This is a genomic window from Pseudomonas sp. MDV22-iso1 (assembly GCF_058145095.1).
Genome location: NZ_JBYVMF010000038.1, coordinates 1 through 23,103, shown reverse-complemented (window position 1 = coordinate 23,103; position 23,103 = coordinate 1). Strand labels below are relative to the sequence as shown.

Below are 23,103 nucleotides of genomic sequence, written 5' to 3'. Positions count from 1 at the left end.
ATTACTGATCCAGCAATGAGCGCAGCATCCACGCGGTTTTCTCGTGGACCTGCATGCGCTGGGTCAACAAATCTGCCGTTGGCTCGTCGCTGACCTTGTCGAGCAATGGGAAAATACCGCGAGCCGTGCGGGTGACAGCTTCCTGACCCTCGACCAGCTGCCGGATCATGTCCTCGGCCTTGGGAACGCCCTCTTCTTCCTTAATGGAAGACAGACGCGCATAAATGGAATAGGCGCCCGGCGCCGGAAACCCCAGTGCGCGAATGCGCTCGGCAATCGAATCGACGGCCAGCGCCAACTCGTTGTATTGCTCTTCGAACATCAGGTGCAGGGTCCGAAACATGGGCCCGGTGACATTCCAATGGAAGTTATGGGTCTTCAAATAAAGCACATAAGTGTCCGACAACAGACGCGAAAGTCCGTCGACGATCGACTTGCGATCTTCTTCGCTGATACCAATATCGATTGCCATGCGTTTCCCCTAAAGGTGATGAAAATTCATCCAACAGGTGCAGGACCACTCTAGCAAGCCTGTCGCCACACCGCAGCAATGGATGCCCTTGGGGCGTGCGACAAATCGACCGCCCAGTGCCGCTGGACTCCCTGATTTGAGTAGCCACGGGCTTTGCTGTTAAATAGGCAGTGTGTCGCTAGCACCTTTTTTTCCGGGCGCTGCGCATAGGCTGATATCGGGAACGTGCCCAACGCCTCTTATTGTTCTGAAGCGAACCGTGCTCCATCAGCTCTTCCTTGTGATCCGTCTTAACGTGAGTTAATCAAAATGTTGAAAATCGTCCACCTGCTAATGGGCGCAGCAGCCTTGCTGCTGTCCTTCATCCCTAGCCTGCAAGCCGAAGCTGTTCCTTACCTGCAACACCAAGATGCGCTGTACCTGGCCTTTTTCGGCCTGCTTAATCTGACCCTCGCTCCTGTCATTCCTTACTGGAACAAAGGCACGCGTCATCAATTGCAAAACCTCGTCAGCGCCTTGCTGGTTCTGGCTGTCGTCTTGCAAACCCTGACGTTGTTCGCGCCAATGCCTGTCATTGCCGGCCAGCCTGCCGTTCTGTTCAGCCTGATCGCTGCCGTCATCGCCGTTCTGCTGCACCTGGCGATCAGCTTCTACAAATCTTCACCGGCTGCCGCCTCGCCAAGCTATGACATGACCAACCGCGATACCGGCACCGTCAAGTGGTTCAACACGTCCAAAGGCTTCGGCTTTATTTCCCGTGATTCCGGCGATGACATCTTCGTGCATTTCCGGGCTATTCGTGGCGAAGGCCACCGCGTTCTGGTGGAAGGCCAGCGCGTGGAGTTCTCCGTCATGAATCGTGACAAGGGCCTGCAAGCCGAAGACGTGATCGCTGCTCTGCCGCGACGCTGATCCAAAGCTAAAAAAAACCGCGAGCAGCCAGGCTGATCGCGGTTTTTTTATTGCCTGCTGTTTATCAGTAGTGCGGAGGTGGCGCCTCCTCTTCGGACGAATCGAATTGACCCGCCATTTCCTCCTGGCGCCTGAGCAAGGCAGCCATCTGCAACTGCAAGCGCTCAACCACGCGCTGTTGCGCTACCAGCACATCATTCAACGCCTGAATGGTGTCATCCTGAAACGCCAGTCGGCTTTCGAGATCGTTGACGCGTTCTTCCAGGCTCATGATTCAACCCTCCAGAAACGTGAAGTCATCGGATAACACCAGCCGCAGTCGCTCGCGAATGGTCGCGACCTGCTCCTGACTATAAGGAGTGGCAGGGTGTTTGCCCCACACCGGAGCCGGCCACGCAGCATCCTCGCGTTTGCGCACGATCACATGCATGTGCAACTGACTGACTACGTTACCCAGTGCCGCGACATTCAACTTATCGGCGTCGAACGAATCCTTGAGCACCTCCGAAAGCGCAGTCGTTTCCTGCCATAGCTGCTGTTGATCGGCGACATCCAACTGAAATATCTCGCTGATATCGTTGCGGCGCGGCACCAGAATGAACCATGGATAGTTGGAATCGTTGGACAGCAGCAGCCGGCAAAGCGGGAAATCCCCGATGGGTAACGTGTCTTGTTGAAGTCGTGGATCTAAAGCGAACACTGCGCGCACTCCCGGCTGGTCATCAGTTTTGAGCTTAGCGTCCGCCTCCAGAGACGACGCGCCAAGCGACAGGACGGCAGCATAACCGCGAACGTCGCCCGCTTCACGATGATCGACAATTCACACGACACATGCTCCGACATGGAACATTTTTGGCCAAGGCGCACCACTTCAGAACCAATTACTTTAAAAAAACCTCGGAAATGACTGAAAAACAACGATGTGTTCGCGACAGCTTGGCGGGCTTGCTGTATGAATTCAGCACAGCGATTGAAATTTATTGCACCAAAATCGCACAGTGCGTCTACGCTGATGCGTCGGGCATCCGCCGTTTACTCACTGACGGGGTGAACCGGTAACGTTTTTGGTTGTCACGCTGCCGACCATCAGGCTGAAACACGATGCCAATGATGGCGTCAAGCCCTGAAAAAAGGCGCTGAACCCCCCGGCTTTATGAGGTTTTTACAGCGGAAGAAGGTGTTTCTGAAAAAAACAGCGGCGTAACCCTGATTTGTGCACGCTTGTTGCATTCACACCCACATAGCTTTTGGCGCCTCCACTGGATGTGGCAGCCTGAAGGCAAATAAAAACAGTGGCAGGGTTGCCCAATGGAGATTCACACGTTTTACCAGGGACTCTTTTTACCGATGCTCAGGCCCTGGAAAACAACGAAAAAGTTGTCAGTCCGCTTGCGTCGGGGCTGCAAATTTGCGACATCGACCACGCTATTTGCGACACGCTCGTAAAGATGCTGAAAGGTTAGATGGGCAAGTATCGCCAACATGGTCGGCGTGATATAAGTTTGCGCCGACACAAAAAGAAAGAGCCGCCCAGATAATAAAACAGGTGGGACGGCAGTACTCTTATAAAACCAAAGGAGCAAATCACGATGCGCGTGATGAAGTGGAGCATGATCGCACTGGCAGTTGCAGCAGCAGCCAGCACTCAAATGGCTACGGCCGCACCTTTCGTAGGCGACCAGGCCGAAGCCAAAGGTTTTGTTGAAGACAGCACTTTCAACGTGCTGCTCCGCAACTACTACTTCAACCGTAACAAGAAAGACGGCGCAGTCGATGACAAAGACTGGACCCAGGGTTTCCACGGTGTATTCAACTCTGGTTACACCCAGGGCACCGTTGGTGTTGGTATTGACGCTTTCGGTTACCTCGCCATCAAACTGGACGGCTCCGACAAGTACTCGGGTTCGGGTAACCTGAGCACTAACGCTGCTGGCGAAAACAATGACAGCCAAGGCAAAGCCGGCGCTGCACTGAAAGTTCGCATCTCCAAGACCGAGCTGAAAGCTGGCGACATGCAGCCAAGCACCGCTCCTGTATTTGCTGTTGGCGGCTCGCGCATCCTTCCGCAAACTGCCAGCGGTTTCCAACTGCAAAGCAGCGAGATCAAAGACCTTGACCTCGAAGCCGGTCACTTCTACTCGGCGACCAGCCAGGACAAAAACGGCCGTGACGGCGGTCTGTGGGCCAACTACGCTGGCGTTGAAGCCGACACCATCAACTACGGTGGTGCGAAATACGGCATCAACGAAAACTTCAGCGTGTCGCTGTATGGCGCCCAGCTCGAAGATATCTGGAACCAGTACTACGCCAACGCCAACTACACCATCCCTATGGGTGGCGATCAGTCGGTGAACCTGGACGGTAACATCTACCGCACAGACGATTCCGGTAGCGCTGAAGCCGGCGACATCAGCAACACCGCGTTCTCCCTGGCAGCTGCTTTCTCGTTCCTGAAAGCACACACCCTCACCGTTGGCTTCCAGAAAATCAACGGCGATACTCCGTTCGACTACGTCGGCGTGGGTAAAAACAACCGTGGCGGCGACTCGATCTTCCTCGCCAACTCCATCCAGTACTCTGACTTCAACGGTCCTGGCGAGAAATCGGCTCAAGTACGTTATGACCTGAAAATGGCCGAATACGGCGTTCCTGGTCTGAGCTTCATGACCCGTTACGTTAAAGGTTGGGACATCGACGGTTCGAACGCTCCAACTAATGGCGCATACGCTGGCCTGTACGGTGAAGATGGCAAACACCACGAAACCAACGTTGAGGCCAAGTACGTAGTACAAGCTGGCCCGGCTAAAGACCTGTCGTTCCGCATTCGTCAAGCATGGCACCGCGCCAACACTGACCAAGGCGAAGGCGATATCGACGAGTTCCGTCTGATCGTCGACTACCCGCTGTCGATCTTGTAATCGAAAGCAGTTAGTTCGCGGTAACCAAAAAAAGGCCCATCTTCGGATGGGCCTTTTTTATTGTTTACGTTTTACAGTTACTGCACCGCAGATTCCTGAACCACTCGAATCACCCGCTGTGGAAACGGGATATCGATACCCGCAGTTTTCAATCGATCACGGGACTGTTCGTTGAACATGAACATCACGTCCCAGTAATCGGCTGTTTTAACCCAAACACGCAGGGAAACAGTAATCGAACTATCGCCCAGTGTAGAAATGACGGCTTGCGGAGCCGGCTCTGCCAAAATGCGTTCGTCCTTGGCCAGATCCAGCAATACCTCACGGGCTTTCTGCAAGTCCGCCTCGTAATCCACGCCCACATCAAAGACGACTTTGCGAGTCGGTTGACGGTTAGTATTGGTGATGATGCCGTTAGACAGATTACCGTTTGGCACAATGATGGTTTTGTTGTCACCGGTACGCAGTACGGTGTGGAAGATCTGGATGCTGTCAACTGTACCTGCAACACCCTGAGCTTCGATCCAGTCACCAATACGGAACGGGCGGAACAACAGAATCAGCACGCCGCCAGCGAAGTTTGCAAGACTGCCCTGCAATGCCAGACCGATGGCCAGACCCGCTGCACCGATGGCCGCAACGAATGATGTGGTTTCGACACCGATCATCGACGCCACGCTGACGATCAGCAATACCTTGAGAATGATGTTCGCCAGGCTGCTGATAAAGCCTTGAAGGGCCAGGTCGGCATTACGCAGCGCCAGCAGGGCACCGAGCTTTTGCGTGACCTTATTGATCAGCCACCAACCGATGGCCAGGGTAATGATCGCCAGCAGCACACGGCTACCGTATTCCATGATCATCGGAATCCAGGCCTGGGACGCCTTGACCAGGTTGTCCACTTCAGCATTCAAATCCATCGTTACACTCCTGATTTCCGGCTACCCGGCACACGAAAAATGAGCGGCAGAAAGACCGAACCCATGGGGCTCAATCGTTTCTGCCGTTGCTTGGGCCTCGGACGCCGAAAACGCCGAGAGGTTCCCGCCCCCGTCAGTCGCGGAAGTTGTTGAACTGCAGCGGCATGTCGAAGGTTTTGGCGCGCAGGGCCGCAATGGCTTCCTGCAGGTCGTCACGCTTCTTGCCAGTGATACGCACTTGCTCGCCTTGAATGGCGGCCTGGACCTTGAGCTTGGCGTCTTTGACGTGAGCGACGATTTTCTTCGCCAGCTCTTTGTCGATGCCTTCCTTGAGCACAGCTTCCTGCTTCATCAGCTTGCCCGATGCGTAAGCGTCCTTGACCTCAAGGCACTGCACATCGATCTTGCGCTTGACCAGCGCCAGCTTGAGGATCTCAATCATAGCTTCGAGCTGGAAATCGGCCTCGGCAGTCAGGTTGACAGTCAGGTCCTTTTCCTTGAACTCGAAGGTGCCTTTGCCTTTAAGGTCATAACGGCGATCGAGTTCCTTGACGGCGTTTTCGACCGCGTTGGTGACTTCGTGTTTGTCCAGTTCGGATACCACGTCGAACGACGGCATGTAATCTCTCCAATAAAAGGCGTACCGATGGAGCACGCCTGGCTTGCGGTTAAAATCCGCGCTGATTATAACGGGTCTTTCCCATCATTCACTGCGAGCCGCTGATGCACGCCTCAATCCGAGCAAAAAGCTGATGTCCACCACCTGGCATGTTCTGGGCGCCGGAAGTCTCGGCACATTGTGGGCTACACGCCTGGCACGTGCCGGGTTACCGGTCAGGTTGATCGTGCGGGACGCGACGCGCCTGCAAGCTTACGAGGCCGCGGGCGGGCTGACACTGATCGAACACGGTGAAGCACGCTGCTATCCGGTACCGGCGCAGACACCTGACAACAGTGAACCGATTGCTCGTCTGCTGGTGGCCTGTAAAGCCTACGATGCCGAGAACGCTGTCGCCCAGCTTGTACCCCGGATGGTCCCTGGAGCGGAGTTGATCCTCTTGCAGAATGGCCTGGGCAGCCAGGACGCCGTCGCCGCACAGGCCCCACAGGCGCGCTGCATCTTCGCTTCAAGCACCGAAGGCGCCTTTCGCGATGGCGACTGGCGCGTAGTGTTCGCCGGCCACGGTTACACCTGGCTGGGAGATGCGAGTCATCCAGTGGCGCCGTTCTGGCTGGATGATGTAACCGCCGCGGGCATCCCACATGAATGGAGTACCGATATCCTGACTCGACTGTGGCGAAAACTGGCGCTCAACTGTGCGATCAATCCGCTGACGGTGCTGCACGATTGCCGCAACGGCGGCCTTCAGGACCATCATTGCGAAGTCGCCACCCTCTGTGGCGAACTGACCGAGCTGCTCGAACGTTGCGGCCAGCCCGCCGCTGCCGAGGAACTGCAGCAGGAAGTAGAGCGCGTCATCCATGCCACCGCAGCCAATTACTCTTCGATGTATCAGGACGTCAGCAATCGGCGGCGCACCGAAATCAGCTACCTACTGGGCTACGCCTGTAAAGTCGCCGCCCGGCATCAATTGAACCTGCCGCACCTCAATCAGCTTGAGTCACGGTTGATCGCCCATCTGCACACCCTTGGATTGCCCAGCGACTGAGCAGCGGCTACGCTGGCCACTTGTTCCTTTTCAGCGACGAACCTGATGCCATTGCGCCAGCGCCTTGAAAACCTCCCGGTCGGCCAGAAACTGCTGGCCGCCCTGCTGGTGCTATTGACCACTGTCCTGCTGGTCGCCAACCTGACCTTTATCAGCGCCGCGTATTACATCTCGCAGGAGAGCATGGCGCCCCAGGCGTTGCAGACCATCGGGCGGCTGGTGTCCAACCCGAGTCTGGTGTCCGAGGCCTTGCAGTCGCCGGAAAGCGCCGAACGCCTGCTCAACGAACTGAACAGCTATTCCCCGTTGCGCGCGGCGGCACTTTACGACGGCAAGGGCGAACGGCTCGCGCAACTGCAACATGGCGAAAAGCTCAAGCTGCCGGAGCGCTACCGGCACATCGAGTCCTGGCAAGCGACTGAATTTCGCAGCAATCAACTGATCACCCTGCCCCGCCCCGGCACGGCTCCCGGCCATTTGCTCCTGGTTGCCAGCAGCGAATTACCGGTGGCCTTCTACACCGGCACCCTGACGGCCAGTCTCGGCATTCTGATTTTCAGTGTGCTGTTATGGCTGGTGATCGCCCGGCAGATCAAACGCCTGATTACCCAGCCCATCCATCAACTCGAAGAACTGTCCCGACAGGTGACCCGCGAAGAGAACTATGCCCTGCGCGCGTCCCGGGGCAACCATGATGAAATCGGCAGCCTCGCCGAGGCGTTCAATACCATGCTCTCGCGAATCGAAGCCCGCGAGCACCAACTCAAGCGCGCCCGGGACGACTCCCAGGCAGCCTATGACCAGGCCCAGGGTCTGGCCGAAGAAACCCGTCACACCAACCGCAAGCTGGAGCTCGAAGTCCAGGTGCGCAGCAAGATCGAAAAGAAACTCACGGGCTTCCAGAACTACCTCAACAGCATCATCGACTCCATGCCGTCGGCGCTGATCGCACTGGATGAACAGCTCTACGTGACGCAATGGAATCAGGAAGCCAGCGCCCTGTCCGGTACGCGCCTCGATGAAGCGTTGAATCAGCCGATATTCCTTGCGTTCGAACCCCTCAAGCCGTTCCTGCCGCAACTCAAGCAAACAGTCGAACAGCACACCGTGGCCAAGATCGAGCGTGTGACCTGGTTCAAGGACGACGAGCCCAAGCATTATGCGTTGACGTTTTATCCATTGATGGGCGGGGCCGGACGCGGTGTGGTGATCCGCATCGATGACATCACCCAACGCCTGTCGCTCGAAGAAATGATGGTGCAGTCGGAAAAAATGCTTTCCGTAGGGGGGCTGGCGGCCGGCATGGCCCACGAGATCAATAACCCGCTGGGCGCCATCCTGCATAACGTGCAGAACATTCGCCGACGCCTGTCCTCGGAGCTGCCGAAAAACCTCGAACAAGCTGAACTCATGGGTATTGAGCTGGAGACCGTTAACCAATACCTGGTCGCGCGCGAAGTCCCACAGCTGCTCGACGGTATCCAGCAGGCGGGCGCTCGCGCGGCGAAGATCGTGACGCACATGCTCAGTTTCAGCCGTCGCAGCACCCGCCAAATGGCCCCCTGCGATCTACCGGCATTGATTGATCAGGCAGTGGAAATCGCGGGTAACGACTTCGACCTGGCGATCGGTTTCGATTTCAAAGGCCAGGCCATCGTTCGCCAGTTCGATCCACAGCTCGGCCCGGTGCCTGGCACCGCCAACGAACTGGAACAGGTGTTACTCAACCTGCTGAAAAACGCCGCACAGGCCATTCACCAGCGCGAGGATGACCGTGAGCCCGGACGAATTATCCTGCGTACCAAGTTGAACCCGCCTTGGGCGGAGATCCAGGTAGAGGACAACGGTATCGGTATGAGTGAGAACGTCCGCAAGCGCACCTTCGAGCCGTTTTTCACTACCAAGGAAATCGGCCAGGGCACCGGCCTTGGCCTGTCCGTTTCTTATTTCATCATCACCAACAACCACAAGGGTCAGATGGAAGTGCAATCGACCTTGGGCCAAGGCACGTGTTTCACCTTACGCCTGCCCCTGGCGGGCACTCCGCTGGTCTCTCAAGAACTCAATCAGCTATCGAGGTAACCCATGGGCTTTCGCTTGTCGAAGATTTACACCCGCACCGGCGACAAAGGCGAAACCGGGCTGGGTGACGGCCGCCGCGTCCCCAAGGATCACCCGCGCATCGAGGCGATTGGCGAGGTTGATACGCTGAACAGCCAGGTCGGCGTGTTATTGGCGGGTCTGGCGGCAGAAAGCGACCGTTATCCGGGCTTGAACGAAGTGATCGACGTGTTGGCACCTTGTCAGCACCGCCTGTTCGATCTGGGTGGCGAGCTGGCGATGCCGGTGTATCAAGCACTGAACGCGGCTGAAATCGAACGCCTGGAAGCGGCCATTGATCTCTGGAACGAGGAGCTGGGACCGCTGGAGAATTTTATCCTGCCGGGCGGCTCGATGCTGATCGCCCAGGCCCATGTGTGCAGAAGCCTGGCACGCAGTGCGGAGCGCCAGTGCCAGCAGTTGAATGCGATTGAACCGTTGGCCGGGGTTGGGTTGGCCTACATCAATCGGTTATCGGATGTGTTGTTTGTGGTGGCGCGCTTGATTGCCAAGCGCCAGGGCGTTGCCGAGATTTTGTGGCAGCCGGCTTCCAAACCTGAGGCTTAGTCCAAGCATTGAGTGGCCCCATCGCGAGCAAGCATTACTCCTGTAGGAGCAAGGCTTTCCCGCGATGGGGCCAGCAGCCTGAACACACAATCAGGCCTCAGGCCAAAACGCCCGAATCCCCGCCACACCTTGCGCCCCTGCTTCCCAAGCCTTCTGCCGTTCAGTCGGGCCAACACCGCCCAACAGGAACACCGGCTTGCTGAATCCCTCGATCAACGTGGCAGCCTGCTGCCAACCCAACGGCTGAGCATCCGGATGCGTCTGGGTCGGCTGTACCGGTGACAACGTCACAAAATCCACGCCCATCTGCTCGGCCAGTGCCAGCTCTTCAGCGTTGTGGCAGGACGCAGCCAACCAGCGCGATGTCGGCAACGGTCGGCCCGCCGCCGCGTGTTTGCGCAATTGTGCCGAAGTGATGTGCCACCCGGCTGACGGAAAATCACCCAGCCATTCGAACGGTCCCTTGATCATCAACTGCGCCTTGCCGGCACACAGACCCGCTGCATCCACGGCCAGATCGCGGTACTTCGGATCGTAGCCGTTGGGCGCCCGCAGCTGGATCAGCTTGATGCCGCCCGCAATGGCTTTCTGAATACCGCGCAGCAGGGCCGGGGTTTCCAGGTCTTCGGGGGTGATCAAGTATTCGGCAGGCAAACGCGCGGCTGCGACGATTGGCTGATTGGCGGCCGGAAACTCGTAATCCAGCAGATCACGGGGTGCGACCCAGGCCAGCGGTTGGCCTTCAGCGCCGTGAGGCTCGCCGCTAAACGCCGACACCTCCCAGACATCCAGCAACACTTGCTTGTCCGGGTAATCGTGTCGGACCTTGATCAGCGGACGCGCAGCGTTGACCACGATGCCCAACTCCTCCTGAAGCTCCCGCGCCAGGGCGATTTCAACAGATTCGTCGGTCTCGACCTTGCCACCGGGAAACTCCCAAAGGCCACCCTGGTGCTGAGTGTCCGCACGACGAGCGATGAGGATCTTGCCGCTGCCGTCACGAATGACCGCTGCAGCTACATGAACACGTTTCACTGCCCAACCTCCTCCAGACCTGCTTTCTGCCAAGCCTTGAATGCTGGCCATTGGTAGATGGTTTCGACATAGGCCTCGTCAACCGCCGGCAATTTCACCTGATAGGTGCGCAGGCGAACGGCGATCGGCGCGAAAAAGGCGTCGGCTATTGTCGCATCGCCAAACAGAAACGCACCTGGTTCGGACGCAGCGTTACGGCACTCGGCCCACAACGCCAGCATGCGCTCAGTGTCTGCCTGAACGTCCGCTGGAACCGGCGACAGCGGTGCATCGCGAGACAGGTCAAACGGCATGTTGCCGCGCATGGCGAAGAACCCGGCGTGCATCTGCGCGCAGGCCGAACGCGCCTGGGCACGGGCGGCGGTGTCTTTGGGCCATAGATTGGCACCGGGGAATTGTTCGGCCAGGTATTCAGCAATGGCCATGGAGTCAGCGATGGTGCCGTGCTCGGTTTTCAACAGAGGGACTTTCCCGGTCGGCGAGTGCTTGAGCAGACGTTCGCGAGTATCGGGCTGGTTCAGCTTGATCAATTCTTCGGTATAGGTAGCGCCGGCCAGTTCGAGAGCCAGTGCGCCGCGCAGGGACCAGGAGGAAAGCAGTTTGTCGCCGATGATCAGGTGCAGGCTCATGTTCGGGACCTTTTGATGAGGAAAACAGGCCAGTCTTGTGGTGACTGGCAGACCGTCATCGCGAGTAAGCCCGCGCCCCCAATGGATCGAGCTGTACACACATCCAATGTGGGAGCAAACCTGCTCGCGATGGGCCGGGGTCGCGCTCGGCCGGCCCGGTTTACGTACGGTACTCAGCGTTGATCTTGACGTACTCGTGGGACAGGTCGGTGGTCCAGATGGTTTCGCTGCAATCGCCGCGACCCAGCTCGATGCGGATGGTGATTTCTTCCTGCTGCATCACCGCCGAGCCCTGGGCTTCGGTGTAAGTTGCTGCGCGGGCGCCATGGCTGGCGATGCACACTTCACCGAGGAACACGTCAATCTTGCTCACGTCCAGGTCTGGCACACCCGCACGGCCAACAGCGGCGAGAATGCGGCCCCAGTTTGGATCGGAAGCAAACAGAGCCGTCTTGATCAGCGGCGAGTGTGCCACGGTGTAACCAACGTCCAGGCACTCCTGATGATTGCCGCCGCCATTGACTTCAACGGTCACGAACTTGGTCGCGCCTTCACCGTCACGGACGATGGCTTGAGCGACGTCCATGCACACTTCGAACACGGCCTGCTTCAACTTGGCGAACAACTCGCCTTCGGCGCGGGTGATTTCCGGCAGTGCTGCCTGACCGGTTGCGATCAGCATGCAGCAGTCGTTGGTCGAGGTGTCGCCGTCGATGGTGATGCGGTTGAACGACTTGTTGGCACCGTCCAGCAACAGGTTTTGCAGCACATCGCGGGAGACTTTGGCATCGGTGGCAATGTAGCCCAGCATGGTCGCCATATTCGGGCGAATCATGCCGGCGCCTTTGCTGATGCCAGTGACGGTGATGGTTACGCCGTCATGCTGAAACTGGCGGCTGGCGCCTTTTGGCAATGTGTCAGTGGTCATGATGCCGGTGGCGGCAGCTTCCCAGTTGTCCACCGACAGGTCATCGAGAGCGGCTTGCAGCGCGCCTTCGATCTTCTCGACCGGCAGCGGCTCACCGATCACGCCCGTGGAGTACGGCAGCACCAGGCTGGCATCGACACCGGTCAGCTCTGCCAGTTTGGCGCAGGTGCGCTCGGCGGCGGCCAGGCCAGGTTCGCCGGTACCGGCGTTGGCGTTGCCCGTGTTGGTCAGCAGGTAACGCACAGGGCCTTGCACGCGTTGCTTGGCCAGAATCACCGGGGCGGCGCAAAAGGCGTTCAGCGTAAACACGCCTGCCACCGTCGAACCTTCGGCGCAGCGCATGACCACGACGTCTTTGCGCCCGGGGCGCTTGATGCCAGCCGATGCAATGCCGAGTTCAAAACCGGCAACCGGGTGCAACGTTGGCAAAGGACCAAGACCAACAGCCATGAATGCGCTCCTTAAAAAGTAGTCATCACCGTCACAGAATGAACGGCGGTGTTAAATGGCAAAACGCCGCGACGGCATAAGCCGGTCGCGGCGCGGGTATTTCAGCGTATGAAACGGGTTTTACTGGATCTGCCCGTGGCAATGCTTGAATTTCTTGCCCGAACCGCAGTAGCACAGTTCGTTTCGACCCAGCTTCTGCTCGTTGCGTACCGGCGCAGCGGCGAGGGCCACATCGACCTCTTCACCGAGCAATCCCGGTTGCTCAAGACCAGGCGCTTCGTCGTGCTGGAACTGCATGCGTGCCGCCAGTGCTTCGGCTTCCTGGCGCAGGCGTTGCTCTTCTTCGATCGGATCTTCGCGACGAACCTGAACGTGCGACAGCACACGAATAGAGTCGCGCTTGATCGAATCCAGCAGCTCGGAGAACAGCGTGAACGACTCGCGCTTGTACTCTTGCTTCGGGTTCTTCTGGGCGTAGCCACGCAAGTGGATACCGTGACGCAGGTGGTCCATGGTCGACAGGTGGTCTTTCCACAGGTCATCCAGTACGCGCAGCACGATTTGCTTCTCGAAGGTGCGCAGCGCCTCGGCGCCCGCCTGGTCTTCTTTCTCGTGGTACGCCGCGATCAGCTCGTTCATCAGCTTCTCGCGCAGGGTCTCTTCGTACAGGTGATCGTCTTCGTCGAGCCATTGCTGGATCGGCAACGCCACGCCGAAGTCGCTCTGCAACGACGCTTCCAGACCGGCCACATCCCACTGTTCAGGCAGCGATTGCGGTGGAATGTGCGCGCTGACGGTAGCGTTGAGCACGTCCTGACGGAAGTCAGCGATGGTTTCCCCGATGTTGTCAGCGGCCAGCAACGTGTTACGCATGTGATAGATCACTTTACGTTGTTCGTTGTTGACGTCGTCGAACTCGAGCAATTGCTTACGAATGTCGAAGTTACGGCCTTCAACCTTGCGCTGAGCCTTTTCGATGGCGTTGGTCACCATGCGGTGCTCAATCGCTTCGCCAGGCTGCATGCCCAGGGCTTTCATGAAGTTCTTCACCCGATCAGAGGCGAAGATGCGCATCAGGCTGTCTTCCAGCGACAGGTAGAAACGGCTGGAACCGGCGTCACCTTGACGACCCGCACGACCACGCAACTGGTTGTCGATACGGCGCGATTCGTGACGCTCGGACGCGATCACCTGCAAGCCGCCCGACTCGAGCACTTGCTGGTGACGTTTCTGCCAGTCGGCCTTGATCTGGGCAATCTGCTCAGGGGTCGGGTCTTCCAGCGAAGCCACTTCCACTTCCCAGTTGCCGCCCAGCAGGATGTCGGTACCGCGACCGGCCATGTTGGTGGCGATGGTCAGTGCACCGGGACGACCGGCCTGGGCAATGATCTCGGCTTCTTTTTCGTGGAACTTGGCGTTCAGAACCTTGTGTTCGATGCCTTCCTTGTTGAGCAGATTGGACATGTGCTCGGAAGTTTCGATGGTTGCAGTACCCACCAGCACCGGACGGCCCTGGGTCATGCATTCCTTGATGTCGGTGATGATCGCTGCGTATTTCTCTTCGGCGGTCAGGAACACCAGGTCGTTGTAGTCCTTACGGGCCAACGGTCTGTTTGGTGGAATGACCATCACCGACAAACCGTAGATCTGATGGAACTCGAACGCTTCGGTGTCTGCAGTACCGGTCATGCCGGACAGCTTGTTGTACAGACGGAAGTAGTTCTGGAACGTAGTCGAGGCCAGGGTCTGGCTCTCGGCCTGGATGTTCAGTTCTTCCTTGGCTTCGATGGCCTGGTGCAGGCCTTCGGACAAACGACGACCCGGCATGGTACGACCGGTGTGTTCGTCGACCAGGACGACCTGCCCGTCCTGCACGATGTATTCGATGTTGCGATGGAACAGCTTGTGCGCACGCAGACCGGCATATACGTGGGTCAGCAGGCCCAGGTTATGTGCCGAGTACAGGATCTCGCCTTCAGCCAGCAGGCCGACGCGGGTGAGCATGTCTTCAATGAACTGGTGACCGGCTTCGTTGAGCTCCACCTGACGAGTCTTCTCGTCGACGGTGTAGTGACCCGCCTTGGTGACTTCGCCTTCAACTTCCTCGACGTGCAACTCCAGCTGCGGGATCAGTTTGTTGATCTCGACGTACATCTTGGAGCTGTCCTCGGCCTGGCCGGAAATGATCAGCGGGGTACGCGCTTCGTCGATGAGGATGGAGTCGACTTCGTCGATCACGGCAAAATTGAGTTCGCGCTGGAATTTTTCTTCCATGCTGAACGCCATGTTGTCGCGCAGGTAGTCGAAGCCGAATTCGTTGTTGGTGCCGTAGGTGATGTCAGCGGCGTAGGCCAGGCGTTTTTCTTCCGGCGGCTGGAACGGCGTGACAACGCCGACCGTCAGGCCGAGGAATTCGTAGAGCGGACGCATCCAGTTGGCGTCGCGACGTGCCAGGTAGTCGTTCACTGTCACTACGTGCACGCCCTTGCCGGACAGCGCGTTGAGGTAAACACCCAGCGTTGCCACCAGGGTCTTGCCTTCACCGGTACGCATTTCCGCGATCATGCCTTCATGCAAGGTCATGCCGCCGATCAGCTGGACATCGAAGTGGCGCATACCCATGACACGCTTACCGGCTTCGCGGGCGACCGCAAAGGCTTCTGGCAGCAACTTGTCGAGGGTTTCCCCTTTGGCGATGCGGGCCTTGAACTCGTCTGTCTTGGCACGCAATTGATCGTCCGAAAGGGCCACCATTTGCTCTTCGAAGGCATTGACGAATTGCACCGTCTTGAGCATGCGTTTGACTTCACGCTCGTTCTTGCTTCCAAAAAGTTTCTTTAACAAAGGCGCAAACATATCGGCAGGATCTTCCACACTAAAGGGATGGAGGGCGGCCCCGTGAGTCGCCCGAGCAGCCCTCATGGCCGCATGCGAACGAGCATTCTACCCGGAAACGATGGTGAGGAAAGTGGCGTTGTTCCACGATGCTGGCACAGCGTTGTTACGGGGCTCACTTAAAATAAGGGCTTTTTGCTGAACTTCAAGTCATACACGGCAGAAGTTACTTGTTGATTTAATGGGTAAAGCGCTCGCAAAGCAATGGGTCGGGTCAATCGGGTGCTTTCTGCTAACATGGCGGCTCTGTTACTTCAGGTGTCTGATCATGGCATTTCGCCCTCTTACGGCCAGAGCACCCGCCGTCCTGCTTCGCGAAGCCAAACCGCTGAAAGCCATCTTCGGCCACGCTCAACGCCTGGGCCATCTCCAGCGTCTGCTGGAAAGCCAATTGCAACCGGCTGCCCGTGAGCATTGCCACGTGGCTTCATGGCGCGAAGGCAGCCTGTTGCTGATCGTCACCGACGGCCACTGGGCGACCCGCCTGCGCTATCAACAAAAACGCCTGCAACGGCAATTGCAGCTGTTCGATGAATTTGCCAGCCTGACACGCATCCTGTTCAAGGTGCAGCCACCGACTGTCCCGCAAGGGGCGGCGGGGCATACCATCAGCTTGTCGGTTGACGCCGGGGCGACCATCCAGGCGACGGCCGATGGCATTACCGACCCGAACCTGCGGGCTGCGCTTGAGCGCCTGGCGGCTCACGCCAAACCCAAGGATTGAAAGCAGGATCAAAAGATCGTCCGACGGCTCAAGTCGCGTTCGGACGATCTTTTGCTTTTAGCGTTTTTTGCTGCCACCCAGCAGCGACCCCATTAACCCGCGCACCAATTGCCGGCCCAACTGGTTAGCCGCCTGTCGCATCGCTGATTTCAGTGCCTGCCCTGCAGCAGTGCCGAGAAACTCCCCGGCCTTGTCGGTAAAGCTTGGCTCTTCAGCGGCGGGTTTTCCCGGCAACGCTTCAGGCTCGGGCGCCAATCCCTTGCGCCCCATCAATACTTCATAGGCCGATTCGCGATCGATCGGTTTGTCGTAACGCCCCTTGAACGGCGACCCTGCAATCAGCACTGTGCGCTCCGTCTCGGTCAACGGCCCGATCCGCGATTGCGGTGGCGCGATCAGCACCCGCTGGACCATCTCCGGCGTGCCCTTGGTCTGCAACGTACCGACCAGCGCCTCGCCGATGCCCAGCTCCGTTAAAACTGCCAAGGCATCGAATGCCGGGTTCGGTCGGAAACCTTCAGCCACCGCCCTCAGGGACTTCTGCTCCTTGGCGGTGAACGCGCGCAGCCCGTGCTGGATGCGCAGGCCAAGCTGTGCCAGCACATCATCCGGCAGATCGCCCGGCGATTGGGTGACGAAATACACCCCGACACCTTTCGAGCGAATCAGCCGTACCACTTGTTCCAGGCGATCCTGCAAGGCTTTGGGCGTGCCAGCGAATAACAAATGTGCTTCGTCGAAAAACAGCGCCAGCAGCGGTTTTTCCGCATCGCCGCGTTCCGGCAGTTGCTCGAACAGCTCGGCCAGCAGCCACAGCAGGAACGTCGCGTAGACCTTCGGGGCCTCGTGCACCAGACGGCTGGCATCAAGCAGGTGAATGCGCCCGCGACCATCGACGGCCGGCTGCAATATGTCTTCAAGTTGCAGGGCAGGCTCGCCAAACAGCGCTTCCGCCCCCTGCTGCTCAAGCGTCGCCAGGCGCCGCAATAATGCCTGGCTGGAACCGGTGGTCATCAGTGCGGCGTCATCGCCCAATGACTCCGGGTGGTCGCGCAAATGATTGAGCAGCGCCTTCAGATCCTTGAGATCCAGCAACAACAGACCTTCACGGTCGGCCACCTTAAACGCGGCATACAGCGCCGACTGCTGACTGTCAGTCAGTTCCAGAAGGCTGCCCAGCAGCAACGGGCCCATCTCGCTCAAGGTCGTGCGTAACGGGTGACCCGACTGGCCGTGGATATCCCACAACGTCACCGGATACGCCTGAGGTGTGTAGTTCAGCCAGGGCATCCCGGCGATCCGCTCGGCGATCTTGCCCTGTGGGTTTGCGGCAGCGCCCAGCCCGCACAGGTCGCCTTTGATATCCGCCGCGAACACCGCCACGCCGGCATCGCTGAAGGCTTCGGCCAGGCGTTGCAAGGTGACGGTTTTGCCGGTCCCGGTAGCGCCGGCGACCAGGCCATGGCGGTTTGCGAGACGCATCGCCTGGGCGATCGGCTGCCCCGCGAGATCGGCACCGATAACGAGTTGCAAGGAGTCAGGCATTTTGTCACCCATGGTTAATCTTTGATCCTTCACGGCCGATATAAAAGACTAATAGCGTCGGTAATTCCCTAAGGAGAGCACGGAATTATCCGCTTGTGTTTACCACCACCCCTTTCGCGTTCCTTTATAAAAGCACGCCCTTGACATTAAGACCTTAGCGGAACCCCAAGCCATGAACAAAAATCTGCGTTTCAGCCATAAGATACTGCTTGCCGCCGCGCTCATTGTCATCGCCGCCTTCGCCTCGTTCACGCTGTACAACGACTACTTGCAGCGTACCGCCATCCGCGAAGACCTGGACAACTACCTCACTGAAATGGGCGATGTTACCGCCAGCAACATTCAGACCTGGTTGACCGGCCGCATCCTGTTGATCGACAACCTTGCCCAGAACATCGCCCTCAACCCCGAGCGGTCCACGGTTGACAGCCTGCTCGAGCAGAAAGCCCTGACATCGACCTTCATGGCGTCCTACCTTGGCGATGCCACCGGCAGCTTCACCATTCGCCCGGACGCGAAAATGCCTGCTGGCTTCGATCCGCGCGTGCGCCCTTGGTACAAAGGCGCCGAAAGCAGCAACACTGCGACGCTGACCGAACCCTACGTCGATGCGGCCACGGGCCAAACCATCATTTCCATCGCCAGCGCCTCGAAGAAGGCCGGTCAGAGCATCGGCGTGGTCGGTGGCGACCTGAGCCTGCAAACCTTGATCGACACCCTCAGCGCTCGGGATTTCGATGGCATGGGCTACGCATTCCTGGTCAGCGCCGACGGCAAGATCCTGGTGCACCCGGACAAATCGCTGGTGATGAAAACGTTGAGCGAGGCCTATCCACGCAACACGCCGCGTATCAGCAGCGATTTCAGCGAAGTCGAAGTGGATGGCAAGACCCGCATCGTCAACTTCACCCCCGTCAAAGGCCTGCCTTCGGTGAACTGGTACATCGGTTTATCGGTGGATAAAGAAAAAGCCTTCTCGATGCTTAGCGAATTTCGCACCTCGGCCGTCGTCGCGACCCTTATTGCCGTGGCAATCATCATTGCCTTGCTGGGCATGCTGATCCGCATCCTGATCCAGCCGCTGCATGTCATGACCCGCGCCATGGAAGACATTGCCGACGGTGAAGGCGATCTGACCAAGCGCCTGACCATCCAGAACAACGACGAGTTTGGTGTCCTCGGCACCGCATTCAACCGCTTTGTGGAACGTATCCACGGTTCGATCCGCGAAGTGTCATCGGCCACCGGTCAAGTCAACGAAGTGGCCCTGCGCGTGCTCGCCGCTTCAAACTCGTCGATGTTCAACTCTGACCAACAAGCCTCACGCACCAGCAGCGTAGCCGCGGCGATCAACCAGCTCGGCGCCGCCACCCAGGAAATCGCCCGCAACGCTGCACAGGCCTCGAGTCAGGCCAGCGACGCCCGCAACCTGGCCGAAGACGGCCAGCAAGTGGTGGACCGCAGCATTGCCGCGATGAATCAGCTGTCGAGCATGCTCAGCGCGTCGAGCACCAACATCGAATCGCTGAACAGCAAAACCGTGAACATCGGCCAGATCCTTGAAGTGATCACCAGCATCTCCCAGCAAACCAACCTGCTGGCCCTCAACGCGGCGATCGAAGCAGCGCGAGCGGGTGAAGCGGGACGTGGATTTGCGGTGGTGGCCGATGAAGTGCGCAACCTGGCGCATCGCACCCAGGAATCGGCGCAACAGGTTCAGACCATGATCGAGGAACTGCAAGTCGGCGCCCGTGAATCCGTCAGCAACATGAGCGACAGCCAGCGCCACAGCCAGGACAGCGTGGACATCGCCAACCTCGCTGGTGAACGCTTGAACAGCGTCACCTTGCGGATTGGCGAGATCGACGGCATGAACCAGTCGGTGGCCACCGCGACCGAAGAACAGACGGCGGTGGTTGAATCGATCAACGTCGACATCACTGAGATCAATACGCTGAACCAGGAAGGCGTGGAAAACCTGCAATCGACGTTGCGGGCGTGTTCCGACCTTGAACAGCAGGCCGCGCGCTTGAAACAGTTGGTGGGTAGTTTCCGAATCTAGAACGGTTGGCGCTCCATCAGATCTACGTATCTCGTCGTAGAACACACCGAACTTGTGGCGAGGGAATGACTCCCGCGCCACAGGACTTTGGCAGCTCCTGAAAGATGTGTAGATACCGATGCAGCGATGGCGGTCTTGCTCCCACCGCCCCCCCCCGCTAACCCCTACGCCAGCAAACCCCAACCGAACATCTATCCTTCATTAAGGTCAACCAAGGGAGAACAACGGACCGGAGGGATGCTCATCGTGCATATCGCTGACATAACCATGTTCTACGCCCCTGCCAGCGGTGGCGTGCGCACGTATCTGGATGCCAAACACCGACGCCTGGGGATCAAGCCTGGCATTCGCCACAGCCTGCTGATCCCCGGTGCCCACCTGAGCGAACGGGATGGCATTTTCACCGTTCCCGCTCCCGCCCTGCCCTTCGGCAAGGGCTACCGTTTCCCCGTACGTTTGGCTCCGTGGCGAAACGTACTGCAGGATTTGCAGCCTGATCTCATAGAAGTCGGCGATCCATACCTCACCGCCTGGGCTGCTTTAGATGCGAAGCGTCAACTGGATGTGCCGGTGATTGGTTTCTATCACTCCGACTTGCCGTTGCTGTGCAGCAATCGCATGGGCAACTGGGTGACCCCGAATGTCGAAGCCTATGTCAGCAGACTTTATGGCAACTTCGACCGGGTGCTGGCGCCGAGCCAGGTCATGGCTGACAAACTCAAGGGGCTAGGGGTCAGGAATGTTTACGTCCAGCCTTTGGGCGTCGACCTGCAAACATTCAATCCTGGCGCAAGGGACCCGGAACTAAGGGCCGAACTGGGCATTGCTGAAGAGACCCATTTGCTGATTTTTGCCGGGCGCGGTTCCAAGGAAAAGAACCTGCCGGTGCTGCTCGATTGCATGAAACAGCTAGGTGCTCGCTATCACTTGCTATTGGTCGGCTCGTCCATGCCAGTGGTCGTGCCGGAGAACGTCACCGTCGTCGATGAGTTCTGCCCGGCTGTAAAAGTGGCGCGACTGTTAGCCAGTGCCGATGCGCTGGTGCATGCCGGCGACCAGGAAACTTTCGGCCTGGTCATTCTGGAGGCCATGGCCAGCGGCATCCCGGTCATCGCCGTTGATGCCGGAGCATTCAAGGAGATCGTCACTGATCAATGTGGCTTGCTCTGCGCCCCGAACAATTCGTCGGCGATGGCCAGTGCGGTCCGCGAACTGTTCCACTCAGGCAGTGCAGAGCTTGGTAAAAAAGCCCGCGCCCATGTCGAACAGCATTACGCCTGGGACACCGTGGTCAATAGTCTTCTGGGGCACTACCACGCCGTGCTCGGCAATCACTGGCCGCAGACGGCCAATGGATAAAGCCATGAACGTGCCCAGCGTGTTATTGGTGCTGCACGATGTCGCACCGCAAACCTGGGCCGACTACCAACCTTTCGTTGAAGCCGTCGACGCCTTGGGTGACGTGCCGATCACCTGGTTGGTCGTGCCCGATTTCCACCGGCGCAACAATCTCGATGCTCACCCGGACTTCCGGCAAATGCTCACCCATCGCGTCGCCCGAGGTGACGAACTGGCTCTCCACGGCTACTTTCATTGCGATGACGGCACGAAACCGAGTAATCCACGGGACTGGTTCATGCGTCGGGTCTACACCCACGAAGGTGAGTTCTACACCCTGTCCGAACAGGCGGCCCTTGCCCGCTTACGCGCAGGCATCGAACTGTTTGATCGCTACAACTGGCCGCTTCATGGCTTCGTCGCGCCAGCCTGGCTGATGAGCGAGGGGACACGCCAGGCACTGCGCCAGTTACCGCTGAGCTACACCAGCGACCCGCAGCACCTGTATCGCTTGCCCGATTTCAGCACGGTTGATGCACCCGGACTGGTCTGGAGCGCGCGTAGCCCATGGCGCCGGGGATTGTCGAAGTGGATCAGCGATTATCGTGAACAACATTGGCGGCATGCACCCGTGATTCGCCTCGGCCTGCATCCAGTGGACATGTGCCATGAGTTTTCACGCAATTATTGGCTACAAACCCTTAAACGACTGCTCGACGAAGGCCGCGTCCCCATGACCAAAGCCCGGTGGCTTGAACGGCAAAACCAGCGCATCGGTCGCGCGGCATGAGTCGCGGAATTCTGCTGCTCGTCGCGCTGCTGGTTGCGGTGCTGATCCCCTCCCTGCTCGGAGGCAACGAAACCTGGTACCGGCTGCGCAACTTTCCGTTGCATTGGCTTCTCATCATGTTCGGCATGATCCTGCTGTGCTGGGTGCTTAACACCCTGCGTTTACGTCTATTGCTGGGCGATCAGCGCGACAAGGTCGGCCGGGTGAAAAGCCTTGGCGTGGTGATGGCCGCCGAATTTGCCTATTGCGCCACGCCCGGGGGCAGCGGTGGACCGCTGACGATCATGGCACTGCTCGCCCGTAACGGCGTCCGACCGGCCAGGGGCAGCGCTGTATTTGCAATGGACCAGTTAAGTGACCTGGTGTTTTTTCTCTGTGCGCTCAGTGGGATCCTGATTTATGCACTGTTCCAGCACCTGAGCCAGCGCATGGAGTGGCTGCTGATGGTCAGCGCCCTCTCGATGTTCGGTGGTCTGGTCAGTTGCGTGGTAGTGGCACGCTACCACCGCTTGCTGATTCGCCTGACCGGTCGTTTGCTCGCTCGTCTCAACGTCCAGGCCAGCACGCGCCTGCGATGGGCACGAAAACTCCTGCATTTTCTGGCCGCGTTCACTGACACATTGAAGCTACCCCGCAAGACATTGATCACGGTGTTCGCACTGACCTGCCTGCATTGGGCGCTGCGCTACAGCGTGTTGTACCTGGCACTGCGCGGCCTGGGCGCGGACCTGCAATGGGCCTGGACCTTTTTGATCCAGATGCTCTCTCTCAGCGCGGGGCAATTCAGCCTGTTGCCGGGCGGCGCCGGAGCGGCAGAACTGACTTCAGCAGCGTTGTTGACCCCCATGGTGGGTAAATCAACTGCTGCAGCGGCGATTCTGATCTGGCGGGCGGTGACCTACTACTTCTATCTACTGGTGGGTGGACCGGTGTTCCTGTTGATGCTGGGCAGACCGCTTTTGAAGAAGTTGATGAGGGTCAAGCAGGCGTAGGAAGGAGTTTGGTTGTATCAGGGAGAGTTGAGGCGCTTTCAAAACCACCATCGCCGGCAAGCCAGCTCCCACAGTTTGATCCGGTTATATCCAAAGAGAATGGTCGGCTGTCAGGCCGCCTCGCTTTGGCTTTTGATCTGCTTTTGATCTTCTTGC

General features: G+C 58.4%; 20 protein-coding genes. 10 read left to right on the top strand and 10 right to left on the bottom strand.

Annotated elements, in window-relative coordinates:
- Window position 1: 1 nt before the first annotated feature.
- Window positions 2-472 carry a Dps family protein gene (locus AC3ZVB_RS27375; protein ID WP_162439865.1) on the bottom strand — a complete coding sequence of 157 codons (471 nt, stop codon included), beginning with the start codon at window positions 470-472 and terminating at the stop codon, window positions 2-4.
- A gap of 309 nt (window positions 473-781) precedes the next feature.
- Between AC3ZVB_RS27375 and AC3ZVB_RS27370 the strand changes: the two genes are divergently transcribed.
- The gene (locus tag AC3ZVB_RS27370; protein ID WP_162439864.1) at window positions 782-1,384 is read left to right on the top strand and encodes a cold-shock protein; all 603 of its coding nucleotides are present in this window, start codon (window positions 782-784) and stop codon (window positions 1,382-1,384) included.
- Window positions 1,385-1,448: 64 nt separating this feature from the next.
- Here AC3ZVB_RS27370 and AC3ZVB_RS27365 read toward each other — a convergent pair whose 3' ends face one another.
- The gene (locus AC3ZVB_RS27365; protein WP_162439863.1) at window positions 1,449-1,655 is read right to left on the bottom strand and encodes a SlyX family protein; all 207 of its coding nucleotides are present in this window, start codon (window positions 1,653-1,655) and stop codon (window positions 1,449-1,451) included.
- A gap of 3 nt (window positions 1,656-1,658) precedes the next feature.
- A complete protein-coding gene (locus tag AC3ZVB_RS27360; RefSeq protein WP_490148294.1) occupies window positions 1,659-2,084 on the bottom strand; it encodes an HIT domain-containing protein in 426 nt (141 codons plus the stop codon).
- 889 nt (window positions 2,085-2,973) lie between these two features.
- Here AC3ZVB_RS27360 and AC3ZVB_RS27355 point away from each other — a divergent pair.
- Window positions 2,974-4,302, top strand: a complete 1,329-nt coding sequence (locus tag AC3ZVB_RS27355; RefSeq protein WP_162439860.1) for an OprD family porin — start codon at window positions 2,974-2,976, stop codon at window positions 4,300-4,302.
- Window positions 4,303-4,379: 77 nt separating this feature from the next.
- Here the strand turns inward: AC3ZVB_RS27355 and AC3ZVB_RS27350 are convergent, their stop codons facing one another.
- Both AC3ZVB_RS27350 and AC3ZVB_RS27345 read right to left on the bottom strand, forming a co-directional pair.
- Window positions 4,380-5,222, bottom strand: a complete 843-nt coding sequence (locus AC3ZVB_RS27350; protein ID WP_162439859.1) for a mechanosensitive ion channel family protein — start codon at window positions 5,220-5,222, stop codon at window positions 4,380-4,382.
- Window positions 5,223-5,355: 133 nt separating this feature from the next.
- A complete protein-coding gene (locus AC3ZVB_RS27345; protein WP_007906601.1) occupies window positions 5,356-5,841 on the bottom strand; it encodes a YajQ family cyclic di-GMP-binding protein in 486 nt (161 codons plus the stop codon).
- 133 nt (window positions 5,842-5,974) lie between these two features.
- Between AC3ZVB_RS27345 and AC3ZVB_RS27340 the strand changes: the two genes are divergently transcribed.
- From AC3ZVB_RS27340 to AC3ZVB_RS27330, 3 genes are read left to right on the top strand one after another with little or no spacing between them, the layout of a single operon-like run.
- A complete protein-coding gene (locus AC3ZVB_RS27340; protein ID WP_162439858.1) occupies window positions 5,975-6,892 on the top strand; it encodes a putative 2-dehydropantoate 2-reductase in 918 nt (305 codons plus the stop codon).
- Between the two features lie 45 nt (window positions 6,893-6,937).
- Window positions 6,938-8,974 (top strand): sensor histidine kinase, encoded by a 2,037-nt coding sequence (locus AC3ZVB_RS27335; protein WP_194692571.1) that lies wholly within the window; start codon window positions 6,938-6,940, stop codon window positions 8,972-8,974.
- Between the two features lie 3 nt (window positions 8,975-8,977).
- Complete coding sequence (locus tag AC3ZVB_RS27330; protein ID WP_490148293.1) at window positions 8,978-9,559, top strand: cob(I)yrinic acid a,c-diamide adenosyltransferase; 582 nt, start codon at window positions 8,978-8,980, stop codon at window positions 9,557-9,559.
- A 90-nt stretch (window positions 9,560-9,649) separates the two neighbouring features.
- Here the strand turns inward: AC3ZVB_RS27330 and AC3ZVB_RS27325 are convergent, their stop codons facing one another.
- The 4 genes from AC3ZVB_RS27325 to secA form a co-directional block, all read right to left on the bottom strand.
- On the bottom strand, window positions 9,650-10,594 hold the full coding sequence (locus AC3ZVB_RS27325; RefSeq protein ID WP_490148292.1) for a Nudix family hydrolase: 945 nt from the start codon (window positions 10,592-10,594) through the stop codon (window positions 9,650-9,652).
- Window positions 10,591-11,223 carry a glutathione S-transferase family protein gene (locus AC3ZVB_RS27320; RefSeq protein WP_490148291.1) on the bottom strand — a complete coding sequence of 211 codons (633 nt, stop codon included), beginning with the start codon at window positions 11,221-11,223 and terminating at the stop codon, window positions 10,591-10,593. The genes AC3ZVB_RS27325 and AC3ZVB_RS27320 overlap by 4 nt, the downstream gene beginning before the upstream one ends.
- Window positions 11,224-11,383: 160 nt before the next feature.
- Window positions 11,384-12,601 (bottom strand): bifunctional glutamate N-acetyltransferase/amino-acid acetyltransferase ArgJ, encoded by a 1,218-nt coding sequence (gene argJ, locus AC3ZVB_RS27315; RefSeq protein WP_162439853.1) that lies wholly within the window; start codon window positions 12,599-12,601, stop codon window positions 11,384-11,386.
- A gap of 120 nt (window positions 12,602-12,721) precedes the next feature.
- Complete coding sequence (gene secA / locus AC3ZVB_RS27310) at window positions 12,722-15,457, bottom strand: preprotein translocase subunit SecA (RefSeq protein ID WP_490148290.1); 2,736 nt, start codon at window positions 15,455-15,457, stop codon at window positions 12,722-12,724.
- A 307-nt stretch (window positions 15,458-15,764) separates the two neighbouring features.
- Between secA and AC3ZVB_RS27305 the strand changes: the two genes are divergently transcribed.
- Window positions 15,765-16,220: a DUF721 domain-containing protein gene (locus AC3ZVB_RS27305; RefSeq protein WP_162439851.1), complete on the top strand. Its 456-nt coding sequence runs from the start codon at window positions 15,765-15,767 to the stop codon at window positions 16,218-16,220.
- A 57-nt stretch (window positions 16,221-16,277) separates the two neighbouring features.
- On the opposite strand, the gene AC3ZVB_RS27300 is transcribed toward AC3ZVB_RS27305, so the two are convergent.
- Window positions 16,278-17,765, bottom strand: coding sequence for a helicase HerA-like domain-containing protein (locus tag AC3ZVB_RS27300; RefSeq protein ID WP_162439883.1), 1,488 nt, complete (start codon window positions 17,763-17,765; stop codon window positions 16,278-16,280).
- A gap of 172 nt (window positions 17,766-17,937) precedes the next feature.
- On the opposite strand from AC3ZVB_RS27300, the gene AC3ZVB_RS27295 reads away from it, so the two are divergent.
- The 4 genes from AC3ZVB_RS27295 (at window position 17,938) to gpgF (ending at window position 22,947) form a co-directional block, all read left to right on the top strand.
- The gene (locus AC3ZVB_RS27295) at window positions 17,938-19,827 is read left to right on the top strand and encodes a methyl-accepting chemotaxis protein (RefSeq protein WP_194692576.1); all 1,890 of its coding nucleotides are present in this window, start codon (window positions 17,938-17,940) and stop codon (window positions 19,825-19,827) included.
- A 237-nt stretch (window positions 19,828-20,064) separates the two neighbouring features.
- Entirely contained in the window at window positions 20,065-21,186 is a 1,122-nt protein-coding gene (gene gpgS, locus AC3ZVB_RS27290) for an N-acetylglucosaminyl phosphatidylglycerol synthase (protein ID WP_490148289.1), read from the top strand.
- Complete coding sequence (gpgD, locus tag AC3ZVB_RS27285) at window positions 21,179-21,955, top strand: N-acetylglucosaminyl phosphatidylglycerol deacetylase (RefSeq protein WP_490148288.1); 777 nt, start codon at window positions 21,179-21,181, stop codon at window positions 21,953-21,955. Before gpgS ends, gpgD begins: the two co-directional genes overlap by 8 nt.
- Entirely contained in the window at window positions 21,952-22,947 is a 996-nt protein-coding gene (gene gpgF / locus AC3ZVB_RS27280; protein ID WP_490148287.1) for a glucosaminyl phosphatidylglycerol flippase, read from the top strand. Before gpgD ends, gpgF begins: the two co-directional genes overlap by 4 nt.
- The last annotated feature ends 156 nt before the right edge of the window (window positions 22,948-23,103 follow it).